Source organism: Pseudomonas sp. P8_241, assembly GCF_034008315.1.
Taxonomy (GTDB): Bacteria; Pseudomonadota; Gammaproteobacteria; order Pseudomonadales; family Pseudomonadaceae; genus Aquipseudomonas.
The window spans coordinates 567184-593012 of sequence record NZ_CP125377.1 but is presented as its reverse complement, the minus strand read 5'-3'; the positions used below and the strand labels follow the sequence as shown (position 1 = coordinate 593012).

Genomic DNA, 25829 nt, shown 5'->3' with positions numbered 1-25829 from the left:
AGGCGTCGATCAGACGCCCAGGTAATCCAGGATCCCTTCAGCCGCATTACGGCCTTCGAAGATCGCCGTCACTACCAGGTCGGAACCGCGCACCATGTCGCCACCGGCAAAGATTTTCGGATTGCTGGTCTGGTGCTTGTACTGACCTTGCTCAGGCGCAACAACGCGGCCCTGGCTGTCGGTCTGGATTTCGAACTGTTCGAACCACGGCGCCGGGCTCGGACGGAAACCGAACGCGATGACCACGGCGTCGGCCGGGATGATCTCTTCGGAACCCGGGATCGGCTCAGGGCTGCGACGGCCACGGGCGTCCGGCTCGCCGAGACGGGTCTCGACCACCTTCACGCCTTCGACCTTGTCTTCACCGACAATGGCGATCGGCTGGCGGTTGTAGAGGAACTTCACGCCTTCTTCCTTGGCGTTCTTCACCTCTTTGCGCGAGCCCGGCATGTTCGCTTCGTCACGACGATAAGCGCAGGTCACCGACTTGGCGCCCTGGCGGATCGACGTACGATTGCAGTCCATCGCCGTGTCACCACCGCCGAGTACCACAACCTTCTTGCCTTTCATGTCGACGAAATCTTCCGGCGACTTTTCAAAGCCCAGGTTGCGGTTGACGTTGGCGATCAGGAAGTCCAGCGCGTCGTACACGCCCGGCAGGTCTTCCCCGGCAAAGCCGCCCTTCATGTAGGTGTAGGTGCCCATGCCCATGAATACCGCATCGTATTCTTCGAGCAGTTGCTCCATGGTCACGTCCTTGCCCACCTCGGTGTTGAGGCGGAACTCGATGCCCATGCCAGTGAAGACTTCGCGACGATTGCTCAGCACAGTCTTTTCCAGCTTGAACTCGGGAATGCCGAAGGTCAGCAGACCGCCGATTTCCGGGTTCTTGTCGAACACCACCGGAGTCACGCCGCCACGCACCAGCACGTCGGCACAGCCCAGGCCCGCAGGCCCGGCACCGATGATCGCGACACGCTTGCCGGTCGGTTTGACCTTGGACATGTCCGGGCGCCAGCCCATGGCGAACGCGGTGTCGGTGATGTACTTCTCCACCGAACCGATGGTCACCGCGCCGAAGCCATCGTTGAGGGTGCAGGCACCCTCGCACAGACGGTCCTGCGGGCACACCCGGCCGCAGACTTCCGGCAGGGTGTTGGTCTGGTGCGACAGTTCGGCGGCCTGGAGGATGTTGCCCTCGGCCACCAGCTTCAGCCAGTTGGGAATGAAGTTGTGCACCGGGCACTTCCATTCGCAATACGGGTTACCGCAACCCAGGCAGCGGTGGGCCTGGTCGGCCGACTGCTGGGGTTTGAAGGGTTCGTAGATTTCCACGAACTCTTTCTTGCGTTGACGCAACAGTTTCTTCTTCGGATCCTTGCGCCCGACCTCGATGAACTGGAAGTCATTATTCAGACGTTCAGCCATTTTAAAACCTCATCAAACTCTTCAGGCGCATATCACTGCGGGTTGGCACGGGTGCTGGAAAGCAACGATTTCAAGCTGGCAGCCTTGGGCTTGACCAACCAGAAACGGCGCACGTAATCATCGAGGTTCTCGGCGAGTTCACGACCCCACTCGCTGTCCGTTTCCTCGACGTACTCGTTCAGCACGCGTTGCAAATGGCTGCGGTAGGCTTCCATCGCCTCGCCGCTGATCCGCTGGATTTCCACCAGTTCGTGGTTGACCCGGTCAACGAAGGTGTTGTCCTGGTCGAGCACGTAGGCGAAACCGCCGGTCATGCCAGAGCCGAAGTTGTATCCGGTCTTGCCCAATACGCAGACGAAACCACCGGTCATGTACTCGCAGCAGTGATCGCCAGTGCCTTCCACAACGGTGTGGGCACCGGAGTTACGCACGGCAAAACGCTCGCCCGCGGTGCCGGCAGCGAACAGTTTGCCGCCGGTGGCGCCGTACAGGCAGGTGTTACCGATGATGGCACTGTCCTGGGTGCGGTAGACGCTGCCCTTCGGCGGAACGATGACAAGCTTGCCGCCGGTCATGCCCTTGCCGACATAGTCGTTGGCATCGCCTTCCAGGTACATGTTCAGGCCACCAGCGTTCCACACGCCGAAGCTCTGACCGGCAGTGCCCTTGAAGCGGAACGTGACCGGCGCGTGGGCCATGCCCTGGTTGCCGTGCTTGCGCGCGATTTCGCCGGAGATCCGTGCGCCGATGGAACGGTCGCAGTTGCAGATATCCAGGGCGAATTCAGCGCCGCTCAGGTCGTTGATCGCCGAGGTGGCCATGTCGACCATTTTCTCGGCCAGCAGGCCTTTGTCGAACGGCGGGTTGCGTTCAACGCCACAGAACTGCGGCTTGTCCGCCGGCACGTGGTCGCTGCCCAACAACGGGGTCAGGTCCAGGTGTTGCTGCTTGGCGGTCTGGCCTTCGAGGACTTCCAGCAGATCGGTACGACCGATCAGCTCTTCGAGGGAGCGCACGCCCAGCTTGGCCAGCCACTCACGGGTTTCTTCGGCGACGTAGGTGAAGAAATTCACCACCATGTCGACGGTCCCGATGTAGTGATCCTTGCGCAGTTTCTCGTTCTGAGTCGCGACGCCGGTGGCGCAGTTGTTCAGGTGGCAGATACGCAGGTATTTGCAGCCCAGCGCGATCATTGGCGCGGTGCCGAAGCCGAAGCTTTCTGCGCCGAGGATCGCAGCCTTGATCACGTCGAGGCCGGTTTTCAGGCCGCCGTCGGTTTGAACCCGCACTTTGCCGCGCAGGTCGTTACCGCGCAGGGTCTGGTGGGTTTCGGCCAGGCCGAGCTCCCACGGAGCGCCCGCGTATTTGATCGAGGTCAGCGGCGATGCGCCGGTGCCGCCGTCGTAGCCGGAGATGGTGATCAAGTCTGCATAGGCTTTGGCCACACCGGCGGCGATGGTGCCGACGCCCGCTTCTGCTACGAGTTTCACCGAGACCAGCGCCTTCGGGTTGACTTGTTTCAGGTCGAAGATCAGCTGCGACAAGTCTTCGATCGAGTAGATGTCGTGGTGCGGCGGTGGCGAAATCAGCGTCACGCCCGGCACTGCGTAACGCAGCTTGGCGATCAGACCGTTGACCTTGCCGCCTGGCAGTTGACCGCCTTCGCCCGGCTTGGCGCCTTGAGCGACCTTGATCTGCAGCACTTCAGCGTTGACCAGGTATTCCGGGGTCACACCGAAACGGCCGGTCGCCACTTGCTTGATTTTCGAGCTCTTGATGGTGCCGTAGCGCGCCGGGTCTTCACCACCTTCGCCGGAGTTGGAACGCGCACCGAGTCGGTTCATGGCTTCGGCCAGGGCTTCGTGAGCTTCCGGCGACAGGGCGCCCAGCGAGATACCGGCGGAGTCGAAGCGCTTGAGCACCGATTCCAGCGGTTCGATTTCGCTGATGTCCAATGGCGTGTCGAGGGTTTTGACTTTCAGCAGGTCGCGGATCATCGACACCGGGCGGTTGTCCACCAGCGACGTGTATTCCTTGAACTTGCTGTAGTCGCCCTGCTGCACAGCGGCTTGCAGGGTGTTGACCACGTCAGGGTTGTACGCGTGATATTCGCCACCGTGGACGAACTTCAGCAGACCACCCTGCTGGATCGGCTTGCGCGGGCTCCAGGCTTCGGTGGCCAGGGCTTTCTGCTCGGCTTCGATGTCGACGAAACGCGCACCCTTGATACGGCTTGGCACGCCACGGAAGCTCAGGTTGCAGACTTCCTCGGACAGGCCGATGGCTTCGAACAACTGCGCACCACGGTACGAAGTGATGGTCGAGATACCCATCTTCGACAGGATCTTGAGCAGGCCTTTGGTGATGCCTTTACGGTAGTTCTTGAACACCTCGTAGAGGTCGCCCAGCACTTCACCGGTGCGGATCAGATCGCCCAGCACTTCGTAGGCCAGGAACGGGTAAACGGCAGAGGCGCCGAAACCGATCAACACGGCGAAGTGATGCGGGTCACGTGCAGTCGCGGTTTCAACAAGGATGTTGGAGTCGCAACGCAGGCCTTTTTCGGTCAGGCGGTGGTGCACCGCGCCGGTGGCCAGGGATGCGTGGATCGGCAACTTGCCCGGGGCAATGTGACGATCGCTCAGCACAACCTGGGTACGACCGGCGCGCACAGCTTCTTCAGCCTGATCGGCAACATTGCGGATCGCCGCTTCAAGGCCGACGCTTTCGTCGTAGTTCAGATCGATGATCGCGCGCTCGAAGCCCGGACGATCGAGGTTCATCAGCGAGCGCCACTTGGCCGGGGAAATGACCGGCGAGCTGAGGATCACACGCGAAGCGTGTTCCGGCGACTCCTGGAAGATGTTGCGCTCGGCACCGAGGCAGATCTCCAGCGACATGACGATGGCTTCACGCAGCGGATCGATTGGCGGGTTGGTAACCTGCGCGAACTGCTGGCGGAAATAGTCGTACGGTGTACGCACGCGCTGGGACAGCACGGCCATCGGCGTATCGTCGCCCATCGAGCCAACGGCTTCGTAGCCCTGCTCACCGAGCGGACGCAGCACCTGGTCGCGCTCTTCGAACGTGACCTGATACATCTTCATGTATTGCTTGAGCTGATCGACGTCGTAGAACGCCGAACCGTGGTCGTTGTCTTCCATGGTCGCCTGGATGCGCAGGGCATTCTTGCGCAGCCATTGCTTGTACGGATGACGGGACTTCAGGCGGTTGTCGATGGCATCGGTGTCGAGGATCTGACCGGTTTCGGTGTCCACGGCAAAAATCTGGCCCGGGCCAACGCGGCCCTTGGCGATCACGTCTTCAGGCTGGTAGTTCCAGACACCGATTTCCGAAGCCAGGGTGATGAAGCCGTTGGTGGTGGTGACCCAACGCGCCGGGCGCAGACCGTTACGGTCGAGCAGGCACACCGCATAACGACCGTCGGTCATTACTACACCAGCCGGGCCGTCCCACGGCTCCATGTGCATCGAGTTGTACTCGTAGAATGCACGCAGATCCGGGTCCATGGTCTCGACGTTCTGCCACGCAGGCGGAATGATCATCCGCACGCCACGGAACAGGTCGATGCCGCCGGTGACCATCAACTCCAGCATGTTGTCCATGCTCGAGGAGTCGGAACCCACGCGGTTGACCAGCGGGCCGAGTTCTTCCAGGTCCATCAGATCGTTGCTGAACTTGGTGCGACGGGCCACGGCCCAGTTGCGGTTACCGGTGATGGTGTTGATCTCGCCGTTGTGCGCCAGGAAGCGGAACGGTTGAGCCAGCGGCCATTTCGGCAGGGTGTTGGTGGAGAAGCGCTGGTGGAACACGCAAATCGAAGTTTGCAGGCGCTCATCGCTCAGGTCTGGATAGAAGGCGGTCAAGTCCGCCGGCATCATCAGGCCTTTGTAAATGATGGTCTTGTGGGAAAAGCTGCACACGTAGTGGTCGGTGTCGGCGGCGTTGGCCACGGACGAGCGACGACGGGAGGTGAACAACTTGACGGCCATGTCCTGATCGCTCAGGCCTTCACCGCCGATGTACACCTGCTCGATTTGCGGCAGGCGCTCAAGGGCCAGGCGGCCGAGCACGCTGGTGTCGATTGGCACTTTGCGCCATCCGATCAATTGCAGGCCGGCGGCCAGGATCTCGCGGTTCATGTTCTCGCGAGCGGCCTGGGCTTTGACCGGGTCCTGGTTGAAGAAGACCATGCCCACAGCATATTGCTTGGGCATTTCGACGCCGAAAGTTTCCTGGGCGATGGCTCGCAGGAATACGTCCGGCTTTTGAATCAGCAGACCGCAACCGTCACCGGTCTTGCCGTCGGCATTAATCCCACCGCGGTGGGTCATGCAGGTCAGGGCCTCGATGGCCGTTTGCAAAAGGGTATGACTGGGCTCGCCCTGCATATGGGCTATCAGGCCGAAACCGCAGTTATCCTTGAATTCATCTGGTTGGTACAGACCTGCTTTCATAGACACTTTCTCACCAGGCTGCCTCTGATCGAGGCAAATTTCTTTTCAATTCAACCACTTGCCATCCGCGCCGAACGTACGCCAGCTTTGCGGGGGCAAAAGGGAGGTCATTGTACACACCGACACAGAGGCTCACAAATTTGACGACGAAATGTCGTAAATCTATGTCGCATTTGTGAAAGGTTTAAAACGATACGCTGTGCTAGTCAAAACCTTTTTGATTCTGACCGCAACGACTCAAAGACTACTCTGACGCAGACACCACAAGGCACGCAGCCTGGAAGGCGGCGCGCACTTGCAGAAATTTTGAGGTGCCTGGAGAGGCGGCCTGGGTAAGGCCGCCGAATCTTCAGCGAGTTGTTGCCAGTTCCTGTTGGACGCTGGCGACAGTGCGAGGCCAAGGTTTACCAGCCTGAACCTTCGCTGGCAAGGCCTTGATGGCGGAAACGGCTGCATCACGATTGGCGAAGCTGCCATAAGTGATGACGTAAAGCGGCTTGCCATTGAGGACTTTCTTGAAATAACGGTAATCGCCGCCCTGCTCTTTCACGAAGCTTTGCGCACTCGCTTCAGAGCTGGTGCCGAGGATCTGCACCACGTAATTGCCCGGCGCCTGACCGGAATACCAGGTACCGCCAGCGGCCTTGGCAGCAGGCGCTGGCTTCTCGGCTGGCTTGGTTGCGGCAACGGCCGGTTTGGCTGGCGCCGGGGCAGGCTTGGCGGCAGGCGCAGGGATCGTTGCAGGTTTGGCCGTAGCGACTTGAGTCGGTGCAGGGGTCGGTTTGACCGCAGGTGCAGGCGCTGGACCGGCCGGGACGCCCGCAGGCGGCGCAGTCGTAGTCACTGTCGGTGGCGTCTGGCTCGAACCTTCAAGCGGCACGCCGTCATCACCTTCGGTAATACCACCCGCGGCTTCCGCCAATGGGCCACGCATGACCGGTTGCGAATTACCGACCAACGGCAAAGGCATCGGCTGCGTGTTACCAGCGAATTCAACGGCTGGCGCACCGCCGTTCGGCTGAGGCGCGCCCTGGCCGAGCGGCAATTGCGCCTGTTCGTTGGTCGGTGCACCGGTGGTCGGTGTCTTGCTGCGACCCGGCATCAACCAGGCGGCGGCTACCGCGACCACGACAACGGCGGAAATCGCCAATACGTGTTTCTTCGGCATATTGAACCCCATTTTTGGACGCTTCACCGCTGAGCGGCTGGCAATCATGGCTTCGATCATTGCATCGCGGGCAACCTGGTTGATGTTGCCAGGCCAACCGTCGGAGCTTTCGTGAATATCAGAGATCTGATCTGCGGTGAAAAGTTCTATACCCCGACCCGCCCCCTCGAGCCGCTGGTCCAGATATTCGCGGGTTTCTTCTTCGGTGTAGGGTTGCAACTCGATAACGTGGAAGCGCTCTTCCTCTAGATGCAAAGCGTCAAGCTGAGCGATCAGCGACGACTCACCAAACAGGAACACATGTGGACGACCTTCCGGCGCACCGGCAGCCAGTGCCATCAAGGCTTCGAGCGCGGACTCGTCGAGCTGCTCGGCATCATCCACCAGCAGATACACTTCCTGCCCGGTGAGCGCCAGCTGAACCACTTGAGCCAGAATGGCGTCGATTTCGGCGCGAGCGACGTCCAGCGCCTGCGCTACCTGACGCAGAACACCCGCAGCATCCCCGGCACCGCGAGCCGAAACCACCACGCTCTGCACCGATTGCTTATTGGTGCTGGCCACGAGGGCCTGGCGCAGCAGGGTCTTGCCACTACCCTGAGGGCCAGTGACCACCAACAGCAGCTGGCTATAACGCGCCAGGTGATGCAGTTGCCCCAGGACCGGCTTGCGCTGGGCCGGGAAAAATTTGAAGCCAGGAACCCGTGGAGCAAAAGGGTCATGATTCAACTGGTAATGGCCGAGGAAAGCCTCGTCGGCATGCAGACTAGTCATCGCGTTCTTATTAACCTTTAAGCTGAGCCAGGGCGCGGTAGTCCGCTCCCAGCGTGGCCTGTAAAACCTCTTTCGGATAATCGTCGGTCACCACTGCTTCGCCCATATGGCGCAGCAGCACCAGGCGCAAACGACCGTCGATCACTTTCTTATCAATTGCCATGTGTTCCAGGAAATCGGCTTCGGCCATCTCTTCAGGCGGGACAACCGGGAGCCCGGCGCGCTGGAACAGACGGATACCTCGATCGCGCTCCTGCTCACTGATCCAGCCAAGGCGCGTGGACATTTCCAGAGCCATTACGGTGCCAGCAGCGACCGCTTCTCCGTGGAGCCAGACACCATAGCCCATGTGGGTTTCAATGGCGTGGCCGAAAGTGTGCCCCAGGTTCAATGTCGCACGAACGCCGGTCTCTTTTTCATCGGCGCCGACCACCGCAGCCTTGGCCGCGCAGGAGCGCTCGATGGCATAGGTCAGGGCTTGCTGATCCAGATTACGCAGGCGGTCGACGTTGTCTTCGAGCCAGGTCAGGAACGGCTCATCGCAGATCAAACCGTATTTGATGACTTCAGCCAGGCCGGCGGACAGTTCGCGGGCGGGCAGGGTATTGAGGCTGGCGGTATCGATCAGCACCACGTTCGGCTGATAGAAGGCCCCGACCATGTTCTTGCCCAGCGGATGATTGATCCCGGTCTTGCCGCCCACCGAGGAGTCGACCTGCGACAGCAGCGTGGTCGGAACCTGGATGAAGTCGACGCCGCGCTGGTAGCAGGCGGCCGCAAAACCGGCCATATCGCCGATCACACCGCCGCCGAGGGCGATCACCGTGGTACGACGGTCATGGCGCGCAGTCAGCAGGCCATCAAAAATAAGCTGCAGGGTTTCCCAGGTCTTGAAGGCTTCACCATCCGGGAGCACAACGGAAATCACCGAGAACTGCGCCAGGCTGCGGGTCAGACGTTCAAGATAGAGCGGCGCAACGGTTTCGTTGGAGATGATCGCGACTTGCCGTCCGCGAATGTGCGGGGCCAGCAGCTCAGGCTGGTCCAACAAACCTTCGCCAATGTGAATCGGGTAGCTGCGCTCGCCTAGATCGACCTTGAGTGTCTGCATGTGTCCCCACAGTGAAGATTGTTATCAGGCATCTTGCCTTGAATTAACCAATGTCCGCGGCCTCGGCTGATGTGACGCCGTTCGATAGCCATCTGCCACAACCTTGCACGGTCATGGCAGGACGCCGAGGATAGCGCATTTCGTGCGGCGCTTTAACGGGGCGGCAGCTGCTGCAATCGTTCGAGAATATCGAGCACGACCATTCGCGGCGGCCGCTCATCGGTTTCCACCACCAGATCGGCGATTTCCCGATAAAGCGGATCGCGGATCGCCAGCAGATCCCGAAGCGTCTTGGCCGGATCGGCGGTACGCAAAAGCGGTCGATTGCGATCACGGGCCGTGCGGCCGACCTGCTGCTCGACAGAGGCATGCAGATAAACCACTCGCCCACCGGCGTGCAGTGCCCGCCGATTGGCTTCGCGCATGACTGCACCGCCGCCGGTCGCCAGCACCACGCCGTCGTAATCACACAATTCGGCAATCATTGCCTCCTCGCGATCACGAAAGCCCGGTTCGCCTTCTTTATCGAAGATCCATGGGATATTGGCGCCCGTGCGTAATTCAATTTCCTTATCGGAATCTTTGAATGGCAAGCGCAGCTCTTTGGCCAGCAATCGGCCGATGGTGCTTTTTCCAGCACCCATCGGACCTACAAGAATCAAATTTCGCACAGAATCAACGACTCACAGCAATCGCCTGGTTATTCATGATACGCGGTGTGAGAAACACCAACAGCTCGGATTTTTTCTCCGAAACCACGTCACGCCGGAAAAGGCGGCCAAGATACGGCACATCGCCAAGAAATGGCACCTTATCTACAACCTTGGCCTGAGTATTTGAAAAAACCCCTCCGATGACGATGGTCTCGCCGTCATTGACCAAGACCTTGGCGTTGACCTCGTTTTTCTTGATTGGCGGAACCTCCTGGACCTTGTTCAGGTAGTCCGGCTCGTCCTTGGTGACCTTGACCTCCATGATGATCCGGTTGTCCGGCGTGATCTGCGGCGTGACCTCCAGTGACAGCGAAGCCTCCTTGAATGAGACCGAGGTAGCGCCGCTGGAGCTGGCTTCCTGATAGGGAATCTCGGTGCCTTTAAGGATCTTTGCGGTTTCCTTATCGGACGTGACTACCTTAGGCTGCGAGACGATTTCCCCATTGCCGGTTTTTTCCATCGCCGTCAGTTCCAGATCCAGCAAGACGTTGTCGGTGATGAATGCCAACCCGATTCCCGACGTTTTGTCCGCCACCCCCAGGTCGACGAACGGTGAACTGCTGCTCGTACCCCCGAGCGCACCGACGGCATCTTTGCTAACGCCCGAGGCGTTCCAGTTGCCCTTGTGGATGGAACCGCCCCAACGTACGCCCAGACTCTTGTCATAGTCGACGTTGGCTTCGACGATCCGCGCCTCGATCATCACCTGGCGTACCGGAATATCCAGTTGTGCGACGATTCTGCGCAGCTCGTCGAGACGATCCTGGGTCTGGTAGGCAATGATGTTGTTGGTCCGCTCATCGACGGTGATCGAGCCCCGCTCGTCAGCTTTTGCCTCGGCATTGGTCACCGACTGGAACAACTTGGCAATATCGGCCGCCTTGGCGTAATTGACCTGCAACAGCTCCCGCCGAAGCGGCGCGAGATCGGCGATCTGCTTTTGTGATTCGAGCTCCTGACGTTCGCGGGCAGCAATTTCGTCGGCCGGCGCGACGAGCAAGACATTACCGACCTTGCGCTTGTCCAGCCCCTTGGTTTTCAGCACCAGATCCAGCGCCTGATCCCACGGTACGTTCTGCAGGCGCAAAGTAATACCACCCTGTACCGTGTCGCTGGCCACCAGATTGAGGTGGGTGAAGTCGGCGATCAGTTGCAGGACCGAACGCACATCGATGTCCTGAAAATTAAGCGAAAGCTTCTCCCCGCTGTAAGCTCGAACGGCATCGCGCTTTTGCAAATCGTCGACGCTCATCGGACGGACGCTGACCGTGAGCTTGTTATCGGTTTGATAGGTGGAGTATTCGAAGGCACCGCCCGGCTCGATGCTGACGATGGCCCGATCACCGGTCGCGCTGGCCTTGACGAACTGCACCGGCGTAGCGAAATCCTTTACATCCAGCCGCACGCGCAGAGACTCAGGCAGTCGGGTCCTGGCAAAACCGAGAACAATCTTGCCTTCTCGCTCTTGAATCTCGGGAGCCATCGTCGGATCCGACAGATCGATCACGACATTGCCTTCACCCTGACTTCCGCGCTGAAAATCCACGCCACGAATAGCTCTGCCCGCCGGCACAGTATTTCGCGCAGGACGTGAGACAGCAGAAGCTGCCCGGCTTGCCACTGGGCTCTTGGCCTCTTGTCCGACCACGACAAACAGATCATTGCCTTCAATGCGCGACTCGTACGCAGACAGCTGGTTCAGGTTGATGATCAACCGCGTACGATCTTTGACTTGGACTACCGTGGCGCTGCGAGCATTGCCGCGCCCCAGATCCTGAGTCTTGGTCGCGAGCAGACTGACAACGCCAGGCATGTCCAGCGCAATTCGGGCGGGTGCTTGTGTGGTGTAGCCATGAGGTTCAGGGGGAGGCTTGTCGAATGACAACTTCAACTCAACACGATCCCCCGGTAACGTTTCGACATCCAGCGCTTTGAGATTGGCCGCTTGTACCATCGGCGACAACATCGCTATCCATAGCGAAAGACCGATGGTGGAGAAAATCCTGTTCATCATTTTTGTTCCACTATGAGTGCTCTTTCAATGAGATGGTCCGGGGTCGCTCCAGCCAAGCGCCGTCCCCATCCGGGACGATTTCGACCACTTCGACTTGCGAGCTGCTGATGGAGACTATTCGTCCGTCGTTGCGCCCCAGGTAATCGCCGACGCTCAGTCGGTGCACACCTCCCGCCCCGCGCAGCAAAGCAAATGAGCCAGTCGCATTGGAGAGGGTGCCGACCATTTCGAATTGCTCGATGTTGAAACCTTCGAGGTATTGCCTGACCCGATCGGGGTCCGGGCCGACATTGCGAGAACCAGGCTTGTGACCCTCCCGATCGATTCGGATCTGCTTCGAAAACGGACTGCGCAGGTTCGCTGCGCTGTAAGTGAATGTCGGGTAAGACCGGAATGCCGGCGTTGGTTCAATCTTGTCCGGCGCACGCAAGCGCATCCGGCTCATGTACGCATCCAGGTCACCCACGTCATCGCCGGCACCACAGCCGCCGAGCACACCCATCAACAGGACAACCGTCAGGTTTCGCCGGCTCATTGCGCCAGCCCTTTGTCGTTGTAGCGATAAGTCTTGGCCAGGATACTCATGCGCAATTTTGCCCCGAGCTCGGAATTGACCGGCGCGAGATCGAAATCGTGCAACGTGACGATTCGAGGCAACCCTGCGACGCCACTGACGAACGTCGCGAGGTCGTGATAGCCGCCCGTGACGGTGATCTGGATAGGCAATTCGATGTAGAACGGCCGAGAGACTTCTGGCAACAGCTTGATCTCCTCAAACACCAGGCCACTGCCAAGCCCCGTGCGGGTGATGTCTTCAAGCAAACCCGGCACTTCGGTGTCGCTGGGCAACTGTTGCAACAACACGCTGAAGGCGTTCTCCATTTCATCCATCTGCTGCGTGTAGGCCTCCAGATTCGCGGCCATTCGCATCTTGGTCGCAAACTGCTCCTTGAGCGCCGACTCTTCCTTACGCTTGAGATCGAGCTGGCCTTCCCGCTCGCTGATGGAAACGCTGTAGCCCAGAGCAAGCACCGCAACCATCAACAGGCAAGCCACTGCAGCTTTGACGGCAGATGGCCAGGAGCCAATATTGCGGGTGTCCAGGTCGTGAATGTCGATCTTGCGCAAGCCGTCGTACCATTCGGAGGGGCTCATTCATCCATCTCCGGCACCGGGGGGCGAACCTGACGCACTGTCAGCTGGAAAATGTTGGCCTGATTCACCTGATCGACAGCGCTTGCCTTGACCTCGGTAAGACTCGGCTTATCGAACCAGTCCGAAGCCTCCAGATTGCGCATCAGGTCTGAAACCCGATTGTTGGACTCCGCCGCGCCTGTCACGGACAGGACTTTGTCCGTCATTTTGACTTCGGTGAAAAAAACACCATCTGGCAAGGTACGGGCCAATTGGTCGAATATTCGTCCACTGATTGGACGGTTACTCTGCAGATCCTGGATGATTCTCATGCGGTCCAGCAGTTGCTGGCGACGCTCCTTGAGATCGCTGATCTGCTTGATTCGCCCATCCACCACTGCTATCTGCTTGCCGAGGTAATCGTTGCGGGCGACTTGTCGATCAATGGCACCACCAATCACCTGATTCGCAATCATTACCGCACCCATCGCCCCGACCAGCACAGCCGCCAGAACCACAAAAAAGTGTTTGCGACGCAGTTCACGCTGCTCTTCGCGCCAGGGCAAAAGATTGATTCGCGCCATCAGTCAAAGCTCCTGAGGGCCAGGCCACAAGCAATCATCAACGCTGGCGCATCATTCGCCAGGGCAACGCCATTGACCTTGCTGCCCAGAATCATGTCGGAGAAAGGATCGGCAACCTGGGTCGGCGTCTTCAACTGTTGTTCGATCAACCCCTCCAGCCCGGGGATCGATGCGGTGCCACCCGCCAGCAATATGTGATCGACCGAGCTGTACCGACCGGAGCTGAAGAACAATTGCAAGGAACGGAAAACCTGCTGCGCCAATGACTCACGGAAGGGCTGCAGCACTTCATTGACGTAGCCATCCGGCAGCCCGCCGTGCTTTTTCGCCTGACCTGCCTGCTCCATGGTCAGGCCGTAGCGGCGCTGGATTTGCTCCGTCAATTGGCGACCGCCGAACAGTTGCTCACGGGTGTAGATGATCCTCCCGTTGTGCAGCACGCTCAGGGTCGTCATGGTGGCACCGATATCTATCACCGCTACCGTCATGCGCTCCGGGGACGCCGACAACCCGCTGACGAGCAGGTCATAGGAACGCTCCAGGGCATACGCCTCGACATCGACCACTCGCGCTCTCAGACCTGCCAGGGACAGGGCCGCTTCGCGCACTTCGACATTCTCCTTGCGGCAGGCGGCGAGCAGCACATTCACACGCGCGGGATTGCGGGCTGCAGCGCCCTGAACCTGGAAGTCGATGGCGGCTTCCTCCAAAGGGTAGGGAACGTATTGGTCGGCTTCGATCTTCAGTTGGCTTTCCATTTCATCATCCGAAAGACCGGCGTCCATTTCGATGGTTTTGGTGAGCACCGCTGAACCGGCCACCGCCACGGCGACATTCTTCAAACCGCTTTTGGATTTGACCCGTGCACGAGCGAGTGCAAGCCCGACCTCCTCGAGTTCGGTGATGTTCTTTTCGGTCACGGCACCGACCGGCAGCGGCTCGATCGCGTAAGATTCGACCTTGTAGCGCTCGCCCAGGCGGCTCAATTCCAGCAGCTTCACCGAGGTGGAGCCGATGTCGATCCCTAGCAGCGTTTTGGCTTTTTTGTTGAAGAGTCCTGGCACTACAAATTCCCTATGACTATCCGTGAGTTACGGACTGTGCAATGTCCATTGCGTTCAACCCGCCCGTCTTGACAGCAGCGCAAATGACGCTACCCAGCAGAAAAATGCTTATAATGCCCAGCGTTTTTTTCCGCATTTGCTCAAGCGCGGGTCGTTTCCTTTTGCCTGACCCTGATGCCTAATTCATTTTTTGCCCTGGATATCCCAAAGCCTTGATTCGTCTGCTGAAGTTTTTCGGTTGGTCCATCGTCGCGGTTTTCTGCGGACTCCTTCTGGGTCTGAGCGGGGCGTACCTCTACCTTAGCCCCGGATTACCGTCCGTTGAGGCCCTGCGAAGCATCCAGTTGCAGATTCCCTTGCGGGTTTACAGCAGCGACAACAAGTTGATTGCAGAGTTTGGCGAAATGCGCCGTACTCCGATCCGTTTCGCCGACATTCCCCCCAATTTCATTAATGCGTTACTAAGTGCTGAAGACGATAACTTCGCCAACCACTACGGCGTCGATCCGAGCAGCCTGATGCGTGCCGCCACGCAACTGGTCAAAAGCGGGCACATTCAGTCCGGCGGCAGCACCATCACCATGCAGGTCGCGAAGAACTTCTTCCTGACCAGCGAACGCAGCTTTTCGCGCAAAACCACTGAAATCCTTCTGGCACTGCAGATCGAACGACAGCTCACCAAGGACGAGATCCTTGAGCTGTACGTCAACAAGATCTATCTGGGTAACCGCGCTTATGGCATCGAGGCAGCGGCGCAGGTCTATTACGGCAAGTCGATCCGCGACGTCAGCCTGGCACAGATGGCGATGATCGCCGGCTTGCCCAAGGCACCGTCACGCTTCAACCCGCTGGCCAACCCCGCACGCAGCAAGGAGCGTCGCGACTGGATCCTGGGACGCATGTACAAGCTCGGCAAAATTACCGAGGCCGACTACACCACTGCGGTCAACGAGCCACTCAACGCCAGTTATCACGTGCCGACACCAGAGGTTAACGCGCCATACATCGCTGAAATGGCCCGTGCCGAAATGGTCGGTCGCTACGGCAGCGATGCATACACTGAAGGATTTCGTGTCACCACCACAGTGCCAAGCAATCTTCAGGAACTGGCCAATACTGCCCTCCACGAAGGCTTGATGACCTACGACCAGCGCCATGGCTATCGCGGTCCGGAATCGCGTTTGCCGGGCAAGACCCGCGAGGCATGGGTAACGGAGTTGACCAAGCAGCGCACCATCAGCAGCCTCGAGCCAGCCATCGTTACCCAGGTCGACAAGAACGGTTTGCAAGTCCTGACCCGCACCGGCCAGGAGCATGTCAGCTGGGACACCATGAAATGGGCTCGTCCGTTCCTGAACACCAACAGCATGGGGCCAAATCCGAAGCAGCCTTCGGACGTGGCACAGGTCGGCGACCTGATTCGTGTACAGCGCCAACCGGACAACTCACTGAAGTTCAGCCAGATTCCTCAAGCCCAGGGTGCACTGGTTTCCCTTGACCCGCAGAACGGTGCAATCCGCTCGCTGGTCGGTGGCTTCGCCTTCGAGCAGAGCAACTACAACCGCGCCCTTCAGGCCAAGCGCCAGCCCGGATCGAGCTTCAAGCCGTTTGTCTACAGCGCAGCACTGGATAGTGGCTACACCGCCTCCAGCCTGGTCAACGACGCACCGATCGTGTTCGTCGACGAGTACATGGACAAGGTCTGGCGCCCGAAAAACGACACCAACACGTTCCTTGGCCCGATCCGTCTGCGTGAAGCGCTCTACAAGTCGCGCAATCTGGTGTCGATCCGCTTGCTGCAAGCAATGGGCGTCGGCAAGACCATCGACTACATCACCCGCTTCGGCTTCAACAAGCAGGATCTGCCGCCCAACCTGTCCCTGGCCCTGGGCACTGCGACCCTGACGCCGATGGAAATCGCCACTGGCTGGAGCACCTTCGCCAACGGCGGTTACAAAATCACTCCATACATCATCGACAAGATCGAAAGCCGCAACGGCGACACCCTGTTCGTCGCCAACCCGGCGAGCGTGCCTCAGGGTGGCGTCGCCAGCGACGGCATTGCCGCACCTTCCGCTGAAGCCTTCACAGTCAATGCGACCCCGGGCGAAGTCCCTGGCGCGACACCCGCACCACAAGCACCGGCGGTGGCCGAACGCATTGTCGATGGGCGCACGACCTACATCCTCAACAGCATGCTCCAGGACGTCATCAAGCTCGGCACCGGGCGTCGCGCCCTGGCACTGGGTCGCTCCGACATCGCTGGTAAAACGGGTACGACCAACGAATCCAAGGACGCCTGGTTCTCCGGCTACAACGCCGACTACGTGACCACGGTCTGGACCGGCTTCGACCAGCCTGAAAGTCTGGGCCGCAAGGAGTTCGGTGGCACAGTCGCGCTGCCGATCTGGATGAACTATATGGGAGCCGCCCTCAAGGACAAGCCGCCACACACGCAAGCGGAGCCGGAAGGCCTTCTCAGTCTGCGGGTCGATCCGATCAGCGGGCGCGCAGCCAGCCCGGGTACGCCAGGCGCCTACTTCGAGCTGTTCAAGGCCGAGGACACGCCGCCATCCGCAAACGAACTGAGCAACGGCACAGCGCCGGGCAGCCCGCTACCGGCAGATGAAGCGGCGCCGATCGATTTGTTCTGATTCCGACCTGCCAAAAAGCCCCGCCTTCGAGAGAAGCGCGGGGCTTTTTTTACCTGAAAGATCGCAGCCTTCGCCAGCTTCTAAGGGGCGTAAGCCGCTCCATGCAGGAGCTGGCGCAGGCTGCGATCTTTTGAATAGGCACAAAAAAGCCCCGAGTCTCACGAGCCGGGGCTTTTGGTTGAAGCGCTACAACGACTTAGCCGTTGAACACGTCATCCACGCTTTTGAGCGGGTAGTTCTTCGGATACGGCAGGGTTGCCACACCGGTCTCGATGGCGGCTTTGGCCACGGCATCGGAGATCAGGGTAATCAAACGAGCATCCATTGGTTTCGGAATGATGTACTCACGACCGAATTCCAGCTTGATGCCGCCATAGGCGTCACACACTTCCTGAGGCACTGGCAGCTTGGCCAGTTCACGCAGGGCATTGGCTGCAGCCACTTTCATTTCTTCGTTGATGCGCTTGGCGCGAACGTCCAGGGCACCACGGAAGATGAACGGGAAGCCCAGTACGTTGTTGACCTGGTTCGGGTAGTCGGAACGACCGGTGGCCATGATCACGTCGTTACGGGTGGCGTGCGCCAGTTCCGGGGAGATTTCCGGATCAGGGTTTGAGCACGCGAACACGATCGGGTTAGGCGCCATCGACAGCAGGCCTTCAGCGCTCAGCAGGTTCGGACCGGACAGGCCCACGAACACGTCAGCGCCTTGCAGGGCGTCAGCCAGGGTGCGCTTGTCGGTCGCGTGAGCGAACACAGCCTTGTACTGGTTCAGGTCGTCACGGCCGGAGTGGATCACGCCAGTACGGTCGACCATGTAGATGTTTTCGATGTTGGCGCCCATGCTCACCAGCAATTTCATGCAGGAGATGGCGGCAGCACCGGCGCCCAGGCAGACGATCTTGGCGTCGGCCAGGGTTTTGCCAGCGATTTCCAGGGCGTTGATCATGCCAGCCGCGGTCACGATAGCGGTGCCGTGCTGGTCATCGTGGAACACTGGAATGTCGCACTGCTCGATCAGAGCGCGTTCGATCTCAAAGCACTCAGGTGCCTTGATGTCTTCCAGGTTGATGCCACCGAAGGTGATGGAGATGCGCTTGACGGTGTCGATGAAGGCTTGCGGGCTTTCGGAGTCAACTTCGATGTCGAAAACGTCGATGCCGGCAAAGCGCTTGAACAGCACGCCCTTACCTTCCATCACTGGCTTGGAAGCCAATGGGCCGAGGTTACCCAGGCCGAGAATCGCGGTGCCATCGGAAATGACTGCAACCAGGTTGCCTTTGCCGGTGTACTTGTAGGCCAGTTCAGGATCGCGAGCGATCTCACGCACTGGTTCGGCTACGCCCGGGCTGTACGCCAGCGACAGGTCGCGGGCGGTAGCAGTGGCCTTGGTGAGCTCGACACTCAGCTTCCCTGGACGAGGATTGGCATGATATTCGAGAGCGGCAGTTTTCAGATCAGACATTTTGGCATTCCGCTTTTTACTGTTGGACAGACTGGTCAGCGAGGATACGCGCCTCGCAAAGTCCCCACAAGACTGGCTGGTCACCCCTGTCAAGCGCCCTGCCCTACGACTTTGGGCCAAGAGCCGCGGAACACAAGGGATAGACTGTTCACAATCAGCAGAAAAAATGTCTACAATTTTTTATCACTGCAACGCTTGCAACATCGCCGGATCAGTCAATGGCAACATCCAGCGCGCCTGGCCAGCCTGAAGTCCGCCGCGACGCAAACGATCGAGTACCCAGCCGCGCGCCTCGACCTGCTTGCCTTTCAAGCGCTCCAGCGAAGCGATATCGAATCGCGCCAATTGATTGGGTGCAACACGCAATACAACCGAATCCTGCAACTCGATCCAAACCCCGCCGCGATTGCGCTGAACCTTGCTTACACGACCACTGAGCACGGCAAACCCGGACGCATTGATCTGTTCTGCTTTCAGCACAGGTGACTGGCGCCACACGCCGAGCCCGGCCTCACGAGCGCGGCGCTCTGCAATTTGCTGACAAGCAACCAAATCGACATTCGGTGCGACGGCCACCTGAAAACCCAGGCCCTCGGCAAGCATTTGCGCTTCAAAATTAGCGCCGTCGGCGCCGTAGACATGGGCCAGAGTGCGGCCGTAGTGATCTTTGCTTTCTTTACCGGACAGCAAACCGACTTGCCCGTCGCTTGCCGCCACCAACGCTTCGAGACGCTTGCGCGCCGTCACTGCGAAGGGTTCGTCGGAACGGCCCTTCTTGCCCAACTCCGGCGTATTCAGGCCGATCATGCGCACACTGCGACCATCCCTCAGGCGAAGGGTGTCGCCGTCCACCACGCGCTCTACCGTGGCGGATGTCAGCCCATGGGGAGCCGGACAGAAGGCTTGAGCAGTTGAAAGCCAAATCGCAGACATAAAAAAGGCGCCCGCAAGGGACGCCTTTTTCAACAGCAAGGAAAAGCCCATCGGGCTCCTTAACCTTACTCTGCAGCAGCTGGAGCTTTCTTGCCGAAAGCACCGAAACGGTCTGCGAAGCGCTGAACGCGGCCGCCAGTGTCCAGAGTCTTCTGCTTACCGGTGTAGAACGGGTGGCATTCGTTGCAAACGTCGATCGCCAGGGCTTTGCCGAAGGTCGAACGGGTTTCGAACTTGTTGCCGCAGCTGCAGGTAACAGCAACTGCTGGGTATTCTGGATGGATATCAGCTTTCATGGTGTCTTCCTCGGGCTAGCGTGCCGCCACCCAACACTATTGTTGAATACCGCACGTAATTAGGCCGCGGATTCTACCAGACAATGCCAATCACGCAAGCTGTCCCTGAGACCGACCGTCTGCTAGGCTCCCGGACCAATACGCGATCCCCTGCAGGAGCAAGCTTGCTCGCGATGAGGGCCTGTCAGTCAGCATATGTGTTGCCTGACACGACGCTATCGCGAGCAAGCTTGCTCCTACAGGGGGACAGGCAACCCCGCTTTTATCTTTCGCTAATCGAGATCCCCCCGCGTGCCCGACGCCATTTTGCGCCTCGCCCTGCCCTCGCCTCTGCGCCGCCTGTTCGACTACCGCGCGCCGGCTGGCGTGCTGCGCACGCAGTTGCACCCCGGTATGCGCTTGCGGGTGCCGTTCGGGCGACGGGAAATGATCGGGATTCTGGTCGAAGTCACCGATACCAGCGAAGTCCCGGCCGAAAAGCTCAAGCCGGCGCTGGCGCTGCTCGACGCCACGCCGCCGCTACCGCCCGCGCTGTTCAAGCTGTGCCTGTGGACCTCCCAGTATTACCAGCACAGCCTTGGGGATACGCTGAGCTGGGCCTTGCCGGTGCTGCTGCGCCAAGGCGAACTGGCCGAAGCGCGCCAGGAACGATTCTGGTCTGCCGCCCCCGGCGCCAGTCTCGACGACCCGCGCATCGCCCGCGCCCCGCGCCAGCGAGAAGCCCTGGCGACGCTTGCCCAGCACCCCCACGGCGTCGCCCATCAATTGCTGAGCAAACTGATGCTGAGCAAAGACAGCCTGGACCTATTGCTGGCCAAGGACCTGGTGCAAGTCGAGATCCGTCGGCACGCTCCCGGCGCACGCCATGAGCACTGGCTGGCGCAACCCGAGTTGCCGCTCAACCCGGAACAGTGCGCCGCTTATGAGGCGATTCGCGCCGGGTTCGACAGTTATCACGCATTTTTGCTGGCCGGCGTCACGGGCAGCGGCAAGACCGAAGTGTATTTACAGCTGATCCGCGAAACCCTGGAGGCCGGCAAACAAGCGCTGGTGCTGATCCCGGAAATCAACCTCGGCCCGCAAACCCTGGCGCGTTTCGAGCAGCGCTTCAATGCGCGCATCGCGTTGATTCATTCGGCGGTCAACGATCGTGAACGCCTCGACGCCTGGCTCGCGGCACGTGACGGTGAGGCCGACATTATTATCGGCACCCGCTCGGCTCTGTTCACCCCGATGAAAAACCCCGGACTGATCATCATCGATGAAGAGCACGACGGCTCTTATAAACAACAGGAAGGTTTGCGCTACCACGCCCGCGATCTGGCCCTGGTACGGGCACGCCAGGAAAACATCCCGATCGTCCTCGGCTCCGCGACGCCGTCGCTGGAAAGCCTGCATAACGCCTACACCGGTCGTTATGGCCTCCTGCGGCTGAACGAGCGTGCCGGTGGCGCCAAGCAGCCACGCTTCTTGCGTCTGGATGTGAAAAGTCGTCCGCTGGACAGCGGAATTTCCGGGCCGATGCAGCAAGCCATCGGCCAGACACTTGCTGCCGGCCAGCAGGTTCTGGTGTTTCTCAATCGTCGCGGCTTCGCCCCGACCTTGCTCTGTCACGACTGCGGCTGGATGTCCGAATGCCAGCGCTGCGATGCGCGCATGACCGTGCACCAGCGCTATGGCGAACTGCGTTGCCATCATTGCGGCTACGTTGAACGCGTGCCACGCCAATGCCCGAAGTGCAACAAGGTCGATTTGCGTCCGGTGGGGGCCGGTACCGAACGAGCCGAGGAACGCCTGCAGATTCTGTTCCCGGACTACCCGGTCCTGCGGGTCGACCGTGACAGCACCTCACGCAAAGATGCGATGAACCAGTTGTTCGCAACCATTCAAAAAGGCCAGCCGTGCATTCTGATCGGCACGCAGATGCTTGCCAAAGGGCACCACTTTCCACGAGTGACGCTGGTATCGATCCTTGATGCTGACGGCGGACTGTTTTCCGGTGATTTCCGCGCCAGCGAGCGCATGGCGCAGTTGATCGTCCAGGTGGCGGGCCGCGCAGGTCGCGCCGAGGAACCCGGCAAGGTGATCATCCAGACACACCTCGCCGACCACCCGCTGCTCATCCAGCTGACCGAGCAGGGTTACTTCGCTTTTGCCGAGCAGGCCTTGAGCGAGCGTCGCGCTGCCGGCCTGCCGCCGTTTGCGCATCTGGCATTGCTGCGGGCCGAAGCGCACAAACCGGGGCAAGCCGAGGGCTTTCTTGATGAAGCCTGTAGCGAAGCCGAGCGGTTGCTGGCGGAACAGAACCTGACCGGCATCGAGCTGCTGGGGCCGGTGCCAGCACCGATGGAGCGCAGAGCCGGGCGTTATCGCGCGCAATTGTTGTTGCAAGCGACAGCCCGAGCCCCCCTGCACCGCTTGCTGACCAGTTGGTTGTTGGTGCTGGAGCAGATGCCGAGCGGACGGGCGGTGCGCTGGTCGCTGGATGTTGACCCGGTGGACTTGTATTAGAAAGATCAAAAGATCGCAGCCTTCGGCAGCTCCTACAGGGGTTTTGTGGTGATACCTGCCTGGGTGAACACCAGCGATAGCGGCCCAATTTTCACCACACATCCACATCCTGCCTGCTAAGGTTGGCAAGCCCGCCCTGGCAACGGATAATGCCCAGTTTTTCCACCAGCGCATGATGCGCCGCCGCACCTGCGGTCGAAAGAGAAGACCATGAAAGACACCATTCGCCAGCTGATCCAACAAGCCATCACCCAACTCGTCAACGAAGGTGTGTTGCCTGAAGGCCTGTCGCCGGCGATCCAGGTGGAAAACTCCCGCGACAAGAAGAACGGCGACTTCGCCAGCAACATCGCCATGATGCTGGCCAAGCCTGCAGGCATGAAGCCCCGCGACCTGGCGGAGAAAATCATCGCCGCACTGCCGGCTGATGAAAACATCACCAAGACCGAAATCGCAGGTCCCGGCTTCCTGAACTTCTTCCAGAACACCGATGCCCTGGCCTCGCGCCTGGACGCCGCCCTGGCCGACGCCCACATCGGCGTGCGCAAGGCCGGCCCGGTACAGCGTACCGTCGTCGACCTGTCGGCACCGAACCTGGCCAAAGAGATGCACGTCGGCCACCTGCGCTCGACCATCATTGGCGACGGCGTGGCCCGCGTGTTGGAATTCCTCGGTGACGAAGTCATCCGTCAGAACCACGTCGGCGACTGGGGCACCCAGTTCGGTATGCTGATGGCTTACCTGCAGGAAAACCCGATCACCAGCGACGAGCTGTCGGACCTGGAAAACTTCTACCGTGCAGCCAAGCAACGCTTCGACGAATCCGAAGAATTCGCCGACCGCGCCCGCGGCCTGGTCGTCAAGCTGCAAGCCGGCGATGCCGACTGCCTGGCGCTGTGGACCAAGTTCAAGGACATCTCGCTGTCCCACTGCCAGAAGATCTACGAACTGCTCAACGTCAAACTGACCATGGCCGACGTGATGGGCGAAAGCGCCTACAACGACGACCTGATCAACGTGGTCAACGATCTGAAAGCGGCGGGCATGCTGGTCGAGAGCAACGGCGCCCAATGCGTATTCCTGGACGAATTCAAGAACGCCGACGGCGACCCGCTGCCGGTGATCATCGTCAAGGCTGACGGCGGCTACCTCTACGCCACCACCGACCTGGCGGCCGTGCGCTACCGCAGCGGCAAACTCAAGGCTGATCGCGCGCTGTACTTCGTCGACCAGCGCCAGGCCCTGCACTTCCAGCAAGTGTTCGCCGTGGCGCGCAAGGCCGGCTTCGTGACCCATCCGATGGAAATGGAACACATGGGCTTCGGCACCATGAACGGCGCCGATGGCCGTCCATTCAAGACCCGTGATGGCGGCACCGTGAAGCTGATCGACCTGCTGACCGAAGCCCAGGAACGCGCCTACACCCTGGTGAAAGACAAGAACCCCGAGCTGGCCGAAGCCGAGCTGCGCAACATCGCCAAGGTCGTGGGCATTGGCGCAGTGAAATACGCCGACCTGTCCAAGCACCGCACCAGCGACTACAGCTTCAACTTCGATCTGATGCTCAATTTCGAAGGCAACACCGCGCCGTATCTGCTGTACGCCTACACCCGCGTGGCCGGAGTATTCCGCAAACTCGGCAAGGACTTCAGCGAAGTCGAAGGCCAGATCGTGCTCGAAGCGGCGCACGAGCATGAGCTGGCGGCGAAACTCGCACAGTTCGGTGAAATCCTGAACAACGTGTCCGAAAAAGGCACGCCGCACATCCTTTGCACTTACCTGTACGACGTCGCCGGCCTGTTCTCCAGCTTCTACGAGAACTGCCCGATCCTCGCCGCCGAAACCCCGGAACAAATGCAAAGCCGTCTGCGCCTCGCCGCACTGACCGGACGCACCCTCAAGCAAGGCCTGGAACTCTTGGGCCTGGAAACTCTGGAGCGTATGTAAGTTGGCCGCCAAGAAAAAACCTGCACCCAAGCGTGGCGCCAGCCGTTACCAAGCTCCTGCAAAGCAACCGATTCCGGGTTGGTTGTGGATGGCGATCGGCCTGACGGTCGGCGCGTTCATCGTGTTCCTGATGAAACTGGAGCCGGGCAAAGGCAGCGACACGGTCAAACGCGAGAAGGTGGAGCAGCAACAGAAAGCCACCAAGATCGCCGAGGCCAACAAGACCCCGCCGAGCCCGACGCAACCGGTGAAGCCGAAGTACGATTTCTACACCTTGCTGCCAGAATCGGAGGTCATCGTGCCGCCAGATGCCGTGCCGGAGAAGACCCTGCCGACGCCGCAAGTGCCGGCCATTCCAACAACGCCGGTCACCCCGGCTGAAGCGGCGAAGATCGACACCGCACGCGCTCAGGCTGCCCTGGCAGGGATCACGCCGCCACCTGCACCGCCGGTCAAGGCTGCGCCGGTGACGAAGTTCTTCCTGCAGGCAGGCTCGTTCCGCAAAGAGGCTGATGCGGACAAGGTGCGCGCGCAGATCATTCTGTTAGGCCAGGCTGTGGCGGTCGAGTCCGGCACTGTGAAGGATGAAACCTGGTATCGGGTTTTGGTCGGGCCGTTCAGCAATCGCGAACAACTGACCACCGCCCAGAAACAACTGGCTGGTGCCGGCTTCAGCAACTTGTTGTTACAACAACGCCAGAACCGCTGAGCCCTTAAGGAACACCGCGTCATCGTTCATCGCCAGCAGGCTGGCTCCCACAGGTTATGTATCGTTCGCGGTATCGCGAACGCCGTGAAGTCCACGGTTCACCGTATCCGTGAAAGTCACACAACCTGTAGGAGCCGGCTTGCTGGCGATGGCGTCAGACCACACAACACAACCTTGTGCACGAAACACCGCTCGTCCCTTCTCCCGCCTCGCAGTTGAAAAACGCCCCACCACCCCCATATGAATGGGCATAAGGCATTTTCGCCCCGCTGCGTGGAGACTCTTCCCTTGACCACCATCGTTTCAGTTCGCCGCCACGGCAAAGTCGTCATGGGCGGCGACGGCCAGGTTTCCCTTGGTAATACCGTGATGAAAGGCAATGCGAAAAAAGTTCGCCGCCTGTACCACGGTCAGGTCATTGCCGGGTTTGCCGGCGCTACCGCCGACGCCTTTACCCTCTTCGAACGTTTCGAAGGCCAGCTTGAAAAGCATCAGGGCCATCTGGTCCGTGCCGCCGTCGAACTCGCCAAAGAATGGCGCACCGACCGCACCCTGAGCCGCCTCGAAGCCATGCTCGCCGTCGCCAACAAAGACGCCTCGCTGATCATCACCGGTAACGGCGATGTGGTGGAGCCTGAAGACGGCTTGATCGCCATGGGTTCCGGCGGCGCTTACGCTCAAGCAGCTGCCAGCGCACTGCTGAAGAAAACTGATCTGTCGGCCCGCGAAATCGTCGAAACCGCCCTCGGCATCGCCGGCGACATCTGTGTATTCACCAATCACACCCAGACCATTGAGGAGCAGGACTGCGCCGAGTAAGTCTGTTTCGGCCCAGCGCCACGGCTC

The 25829-nt window shown here is 59.9% G+C and carries 18 protein-coding genes; 5 read left to right on the top strand and 13 right to left on the bottom strand.

Features of this window, described 5'->3' with window-relative positions:
• Positions 1-9: 9 nt before the first annotated feature.
• The 10 genes from QMK58_RS02645 to QMK58_RS02600 form a co-directional block, all read right to left on the bottom strand.
• Positions 10-1428, bottom strand: coding sequence for an FAD-dependent oxidoreductase (locus tag QMK58_RS02645; protein WP_007975602.1), 1419 nt, complete (start codon positions 1426-1428; stop codon positions 10-12).
• 32 nt (positions 1429-1460) lie between these two features.
• Positions 1461-5906, bottom strand: a complete 4446-nt coding sequence (gltB, locus tag QMK58_RS02640) for a glutamate synthase large subunit (RefSeq protein WP_320395834.1) — start codon at positions 5904-5906, stop codon at positions 1461-1463.
• Between the two features lie 349 nt (positions 5907-6255).
• A complete protein-coding gene (locus QMK58_RS02635; protein ID WP_320395833.1) occupies positions 6256-7848 on the bottom strand; it encodes an AAA family ATPase in 1593 nt (530 codons plus the stop codon).
• Between the two features lie 10 nt (positions 7849-7858).
• On the bottom strand, positions 7859-8959 hold the full coding sequence (gene aroB / locus QMK58_RS02630; RefSeq protein WP_320395832.1) for a 3-dehydroquinate synthase: 1101 nt from the start codon (positions 8957-8959) through the stop codon (positions 7859-7861).
• A gap of 152 nt (positions 8960-9111) precedes the next feature.
• Positions 9112-9630, bottom strand: a complete 519-nt coding sequence (aroK, locus tag QMK58_RS02625) for a shikimate kinase AroK (protein WP_053153402.1) — start codon at positions 9628-9630, stop codon at positions 9112-9114.
• 4 nt (positions 9631-9634) lie between these two features.
• Positions 9635-11683, bottom strand: a complete 2049-nt coding sequence (pilQ, locus tag QMK58_RS02620; RefSeq protein WP_320396514.1) for a type IV pilus secretin PilQ — start codon at positions 11681-11683, stop codon at positions 9635-9637.
• 13 nt (positions 11684-11696) lie between these two features.
• Positions 11697-12221 (bottom strand): pilus assembly protein PilP, encoded by a 525-nt coding sequence (locus QMK58_RS02615; RefSeq protein WP_053153396.1) that lies wholly within the window; start codon positions 12219-12221, stop codon positions 11697-11699.
• Positions 12218-12841 (bottom strand): type 4a pilus biogenesis protein PilO, encoded by a 624-nt coding sequence (locus tag QMK58_RS02610; protein ID WP_053153393.1) that lies wholly within the window; start codon positions 12839-12841, stop codon positions 12218-12220. Before QMK58_RS02610 ends, QMK58_RS02615 begins: the two co-directional genes overlap by 4 nt.
• Positions 12838-13404: a PilN domain-containing protein gene (locus tag QMK58_RS02605; RefSeq protein WP_053153391.1), complete on the bottom strand. Its 567-nt coding sequence runs from the start codon at positions 13402-13404 to the stop codon at positions 12838-12840. The genes QMK58_RS02610 and QMK58_RS02605 overlap by 4 nt, the downstream gene beginning before the upstream one ends.
• Complete coding sequence (locus tag QMK58_RS02600) at positions 13404-14468, bottom strand: pilus assembly protein PilM (RefSeq protein ID WP_053153387.1); 1065 nt, start codon at positions 14466-14468, stop codon at positions 13404-13406. Before QMK58_RS02600 ends, QMK58_RS02605 begins: the two co-directional genes overlap by 1 nt.
• 215 nt (positions 14469-14683) lie before the next feature.
• Here QMK58_RS02600 and QMK58_RS02595 point away from each other — a divergent pair, with 215 nt between their 5' ends.
• A complete protein-coding gene (locus tag QMK58_RS02595) occupies positions 14684-17122 on the top strand; it encodes a penicillin-binding protein 1A (protein ID WP_413817420.1) in 2439 nt (812 codons plus the stop codon).
• Positions 17123-17318: 196 nt separating this feature from the next.
• On the opposite strand, the gene QMK58_RS02590 is transcribed toward QMK58_RS02595, so the two are convergent.
• The 3 genes from QMK58_RS02590 to rpmE form a co-directional block, all read right to left on the bottom strand.
• Positions 17319-18587, bottom strand: coding sequence for a malic enzyme-like NAD(P)-binding protein (locus tag QMK58_RS02590; protein ID WP_053153375.1), 1269 nt, complete (start codon positions 18585-18587; stop codon positions 17319-17321).
• A 183-nt stretch (positions 18588-18770) separates the two neighbouring features.
• Positions 18771-19571 carry a thermonuclease family protein gene (locus tag QMK58_RS02585; protein ID WP_053153369.1) on the bottom strand — a complete coding sequence of 267 codons (801 nt, stop codon included), beginning with the start codon at positions 19569-19571 and terminating at the stop codon, positions 18771-18773.
• Positions 19572-19585: 14 nt separating this feature from the next.
• Positions 19586-19816 carry a 50S ribosomal protein L31 gene (rpmE, locus tag QMK58_RS02580; protein WP_053153366.1) on the bottom strand — a complete coding sequence of 77 codons (231 nt, stop codon included), beginning with the start codon at positions 19814-19816 and terminating at the stop codon, positions 19586-19588.
• A gap of 291 nt (positions 19817-20107) precedes the next feature.
• Between rpmE and QMK58_RS02575 the strand changes: the two genes are divergently transcribed.
• The 4 genes from QMK58_RS02575 (at position 20108) to hslV (ending at position 25802) form a co-directional block, all read left to right on the top strand.
• Positions 20108-22327 carry a primosomal protein N' gene (locus QMK58_RS02575; protein WP_320395830.1) on the top strand — a complete coding sequence of 740 codons (2220 nt, stop codon included), beginning with the start codon at positions 20108-20110 and terminating at the stop codon, positions 22325-22327.
• 210 nt (positions 22328-22537) lie between these two features.
• The gene (gene argS, locus QMK58_RS02570) at positions 22538-24274 is read left to right on the top strand and encodes an arginine--tRNA ligase (protein ID WP_053153360.1); all 1737 of its coding nucleotides are present in this window, start codon (positions 22538-22540) and stop codon (positions 24272-24274) included.
• Position 24275: 1 nt separating this feature from the next.
• Positions 24276-24983, top strand: coding sequence for an SPOR domain-containing protein (locus QMK58_RS02565; RefSeq protein ID WP_053153357.1), 708 nt, complete (start codon positions 24276-24278; stop codon positions 24981-24983).
• Positions 24984-25271: 288 nt separating this feature from the next.
• Positions 25272-25802, top strand: a complete 531-nt coding sequence (hslV, locus tag QMK58_RS02560; RefSeq protein WP_053153354.1) for an ATP-dependent protease subunit HslV — start codon at positions 25272-25274, stop codon at positions 25800-25802.
• Positions 25803-25829 lie beyond the last annotated feature (27 nt).

Excerpts from the sequence above, each read along its gene's own strand:
- QMK58_RS02605 (WP_053153391.1), bottom strand. The coding sequence starts at position 13,404 with ATGGCGCGAATCAATCTTTTGCCCTGGCGCGAAGAGCAGCGTGAACTG.
- pilQ (WP_320396514.1), bottom strand. The coding sequence starts at position 11,683 with ATGAACAGGATTTTCTCCACCATCGGTCTTTCGCTATGGATAGCGATG.
- gltB (WP_320395834.1), bottom strand. The coding sequence starts at position 5,906 with ATGAAAGCAGGTCTGTACCAACCAGATGAATTCAAGGATAACTGCGGT.
- aroB (WP_320395832.1), bottom strand. The coding sequence starts at position 8,959 with ATGCAGACACTCAAGGTCGATCTAGGCGAGCGCAGCTACCCGATTCAC.
- QMK58_RS02590 (WP_053153375.1), bottom strand. The coding sequence starts at position 18,587 with ATGTCTGATCTGAAAACTGCCGCTCTCGAATATCATGCCAATCCTCGT.
- QMK58_RS02645 (WP_007975602.1), bottom strand. The coding sequence starts at position 1,428 with ATGGCTGAACGTCTGAATAATGACTTCCAGTTCATCGAGGTCGGGCGC.
- argS (WP_053153360.1), top strand. The coding sequence starts at position 22,538 with ATGAAAGACACCATTCGCCAGCTGATCCAACAAGCCATCACCCAACTC.
- QMK58_RS02635 (WP_320395833.1), bottom strand. The coding sequence starts at position 7,848 with ATGACTAGTCTGCATGCCGACGAGGCTTTCCTCGGCCATTACCAGTTG.
- QMK58_RS02610 (WP_053153393.1), bottom strand. The coding sequence starts at position 12,841 with ATGAGCCCCTCCGAATGGTACGACGGCTTGCGCAAGATCGACATTCAC.
- QMK58_RS02585 (WP_053153369.1), bottom strand. The coding sequence starts at position 19,571 with ATGGGCTTTTCCTTGCTGTTGAAAAAGGCGTCCCTTGCGGGCGCCTTT.
- rpmE (WP_053153366.1), bottom strand. The coding sequence starts at position 19,816 with ATGAAAGCTGATATCCATCCAGAATACCCAGCAGTTGCTGTTACCTGC.
- QMK58_RS02615 (WP_053153396.1), bottom strand. The coding sequence starts at position 12,221 with ATGAGCCGGCGAAACCTGACGGTTGTCCTGTTGATGGGTGTGCTCGGC.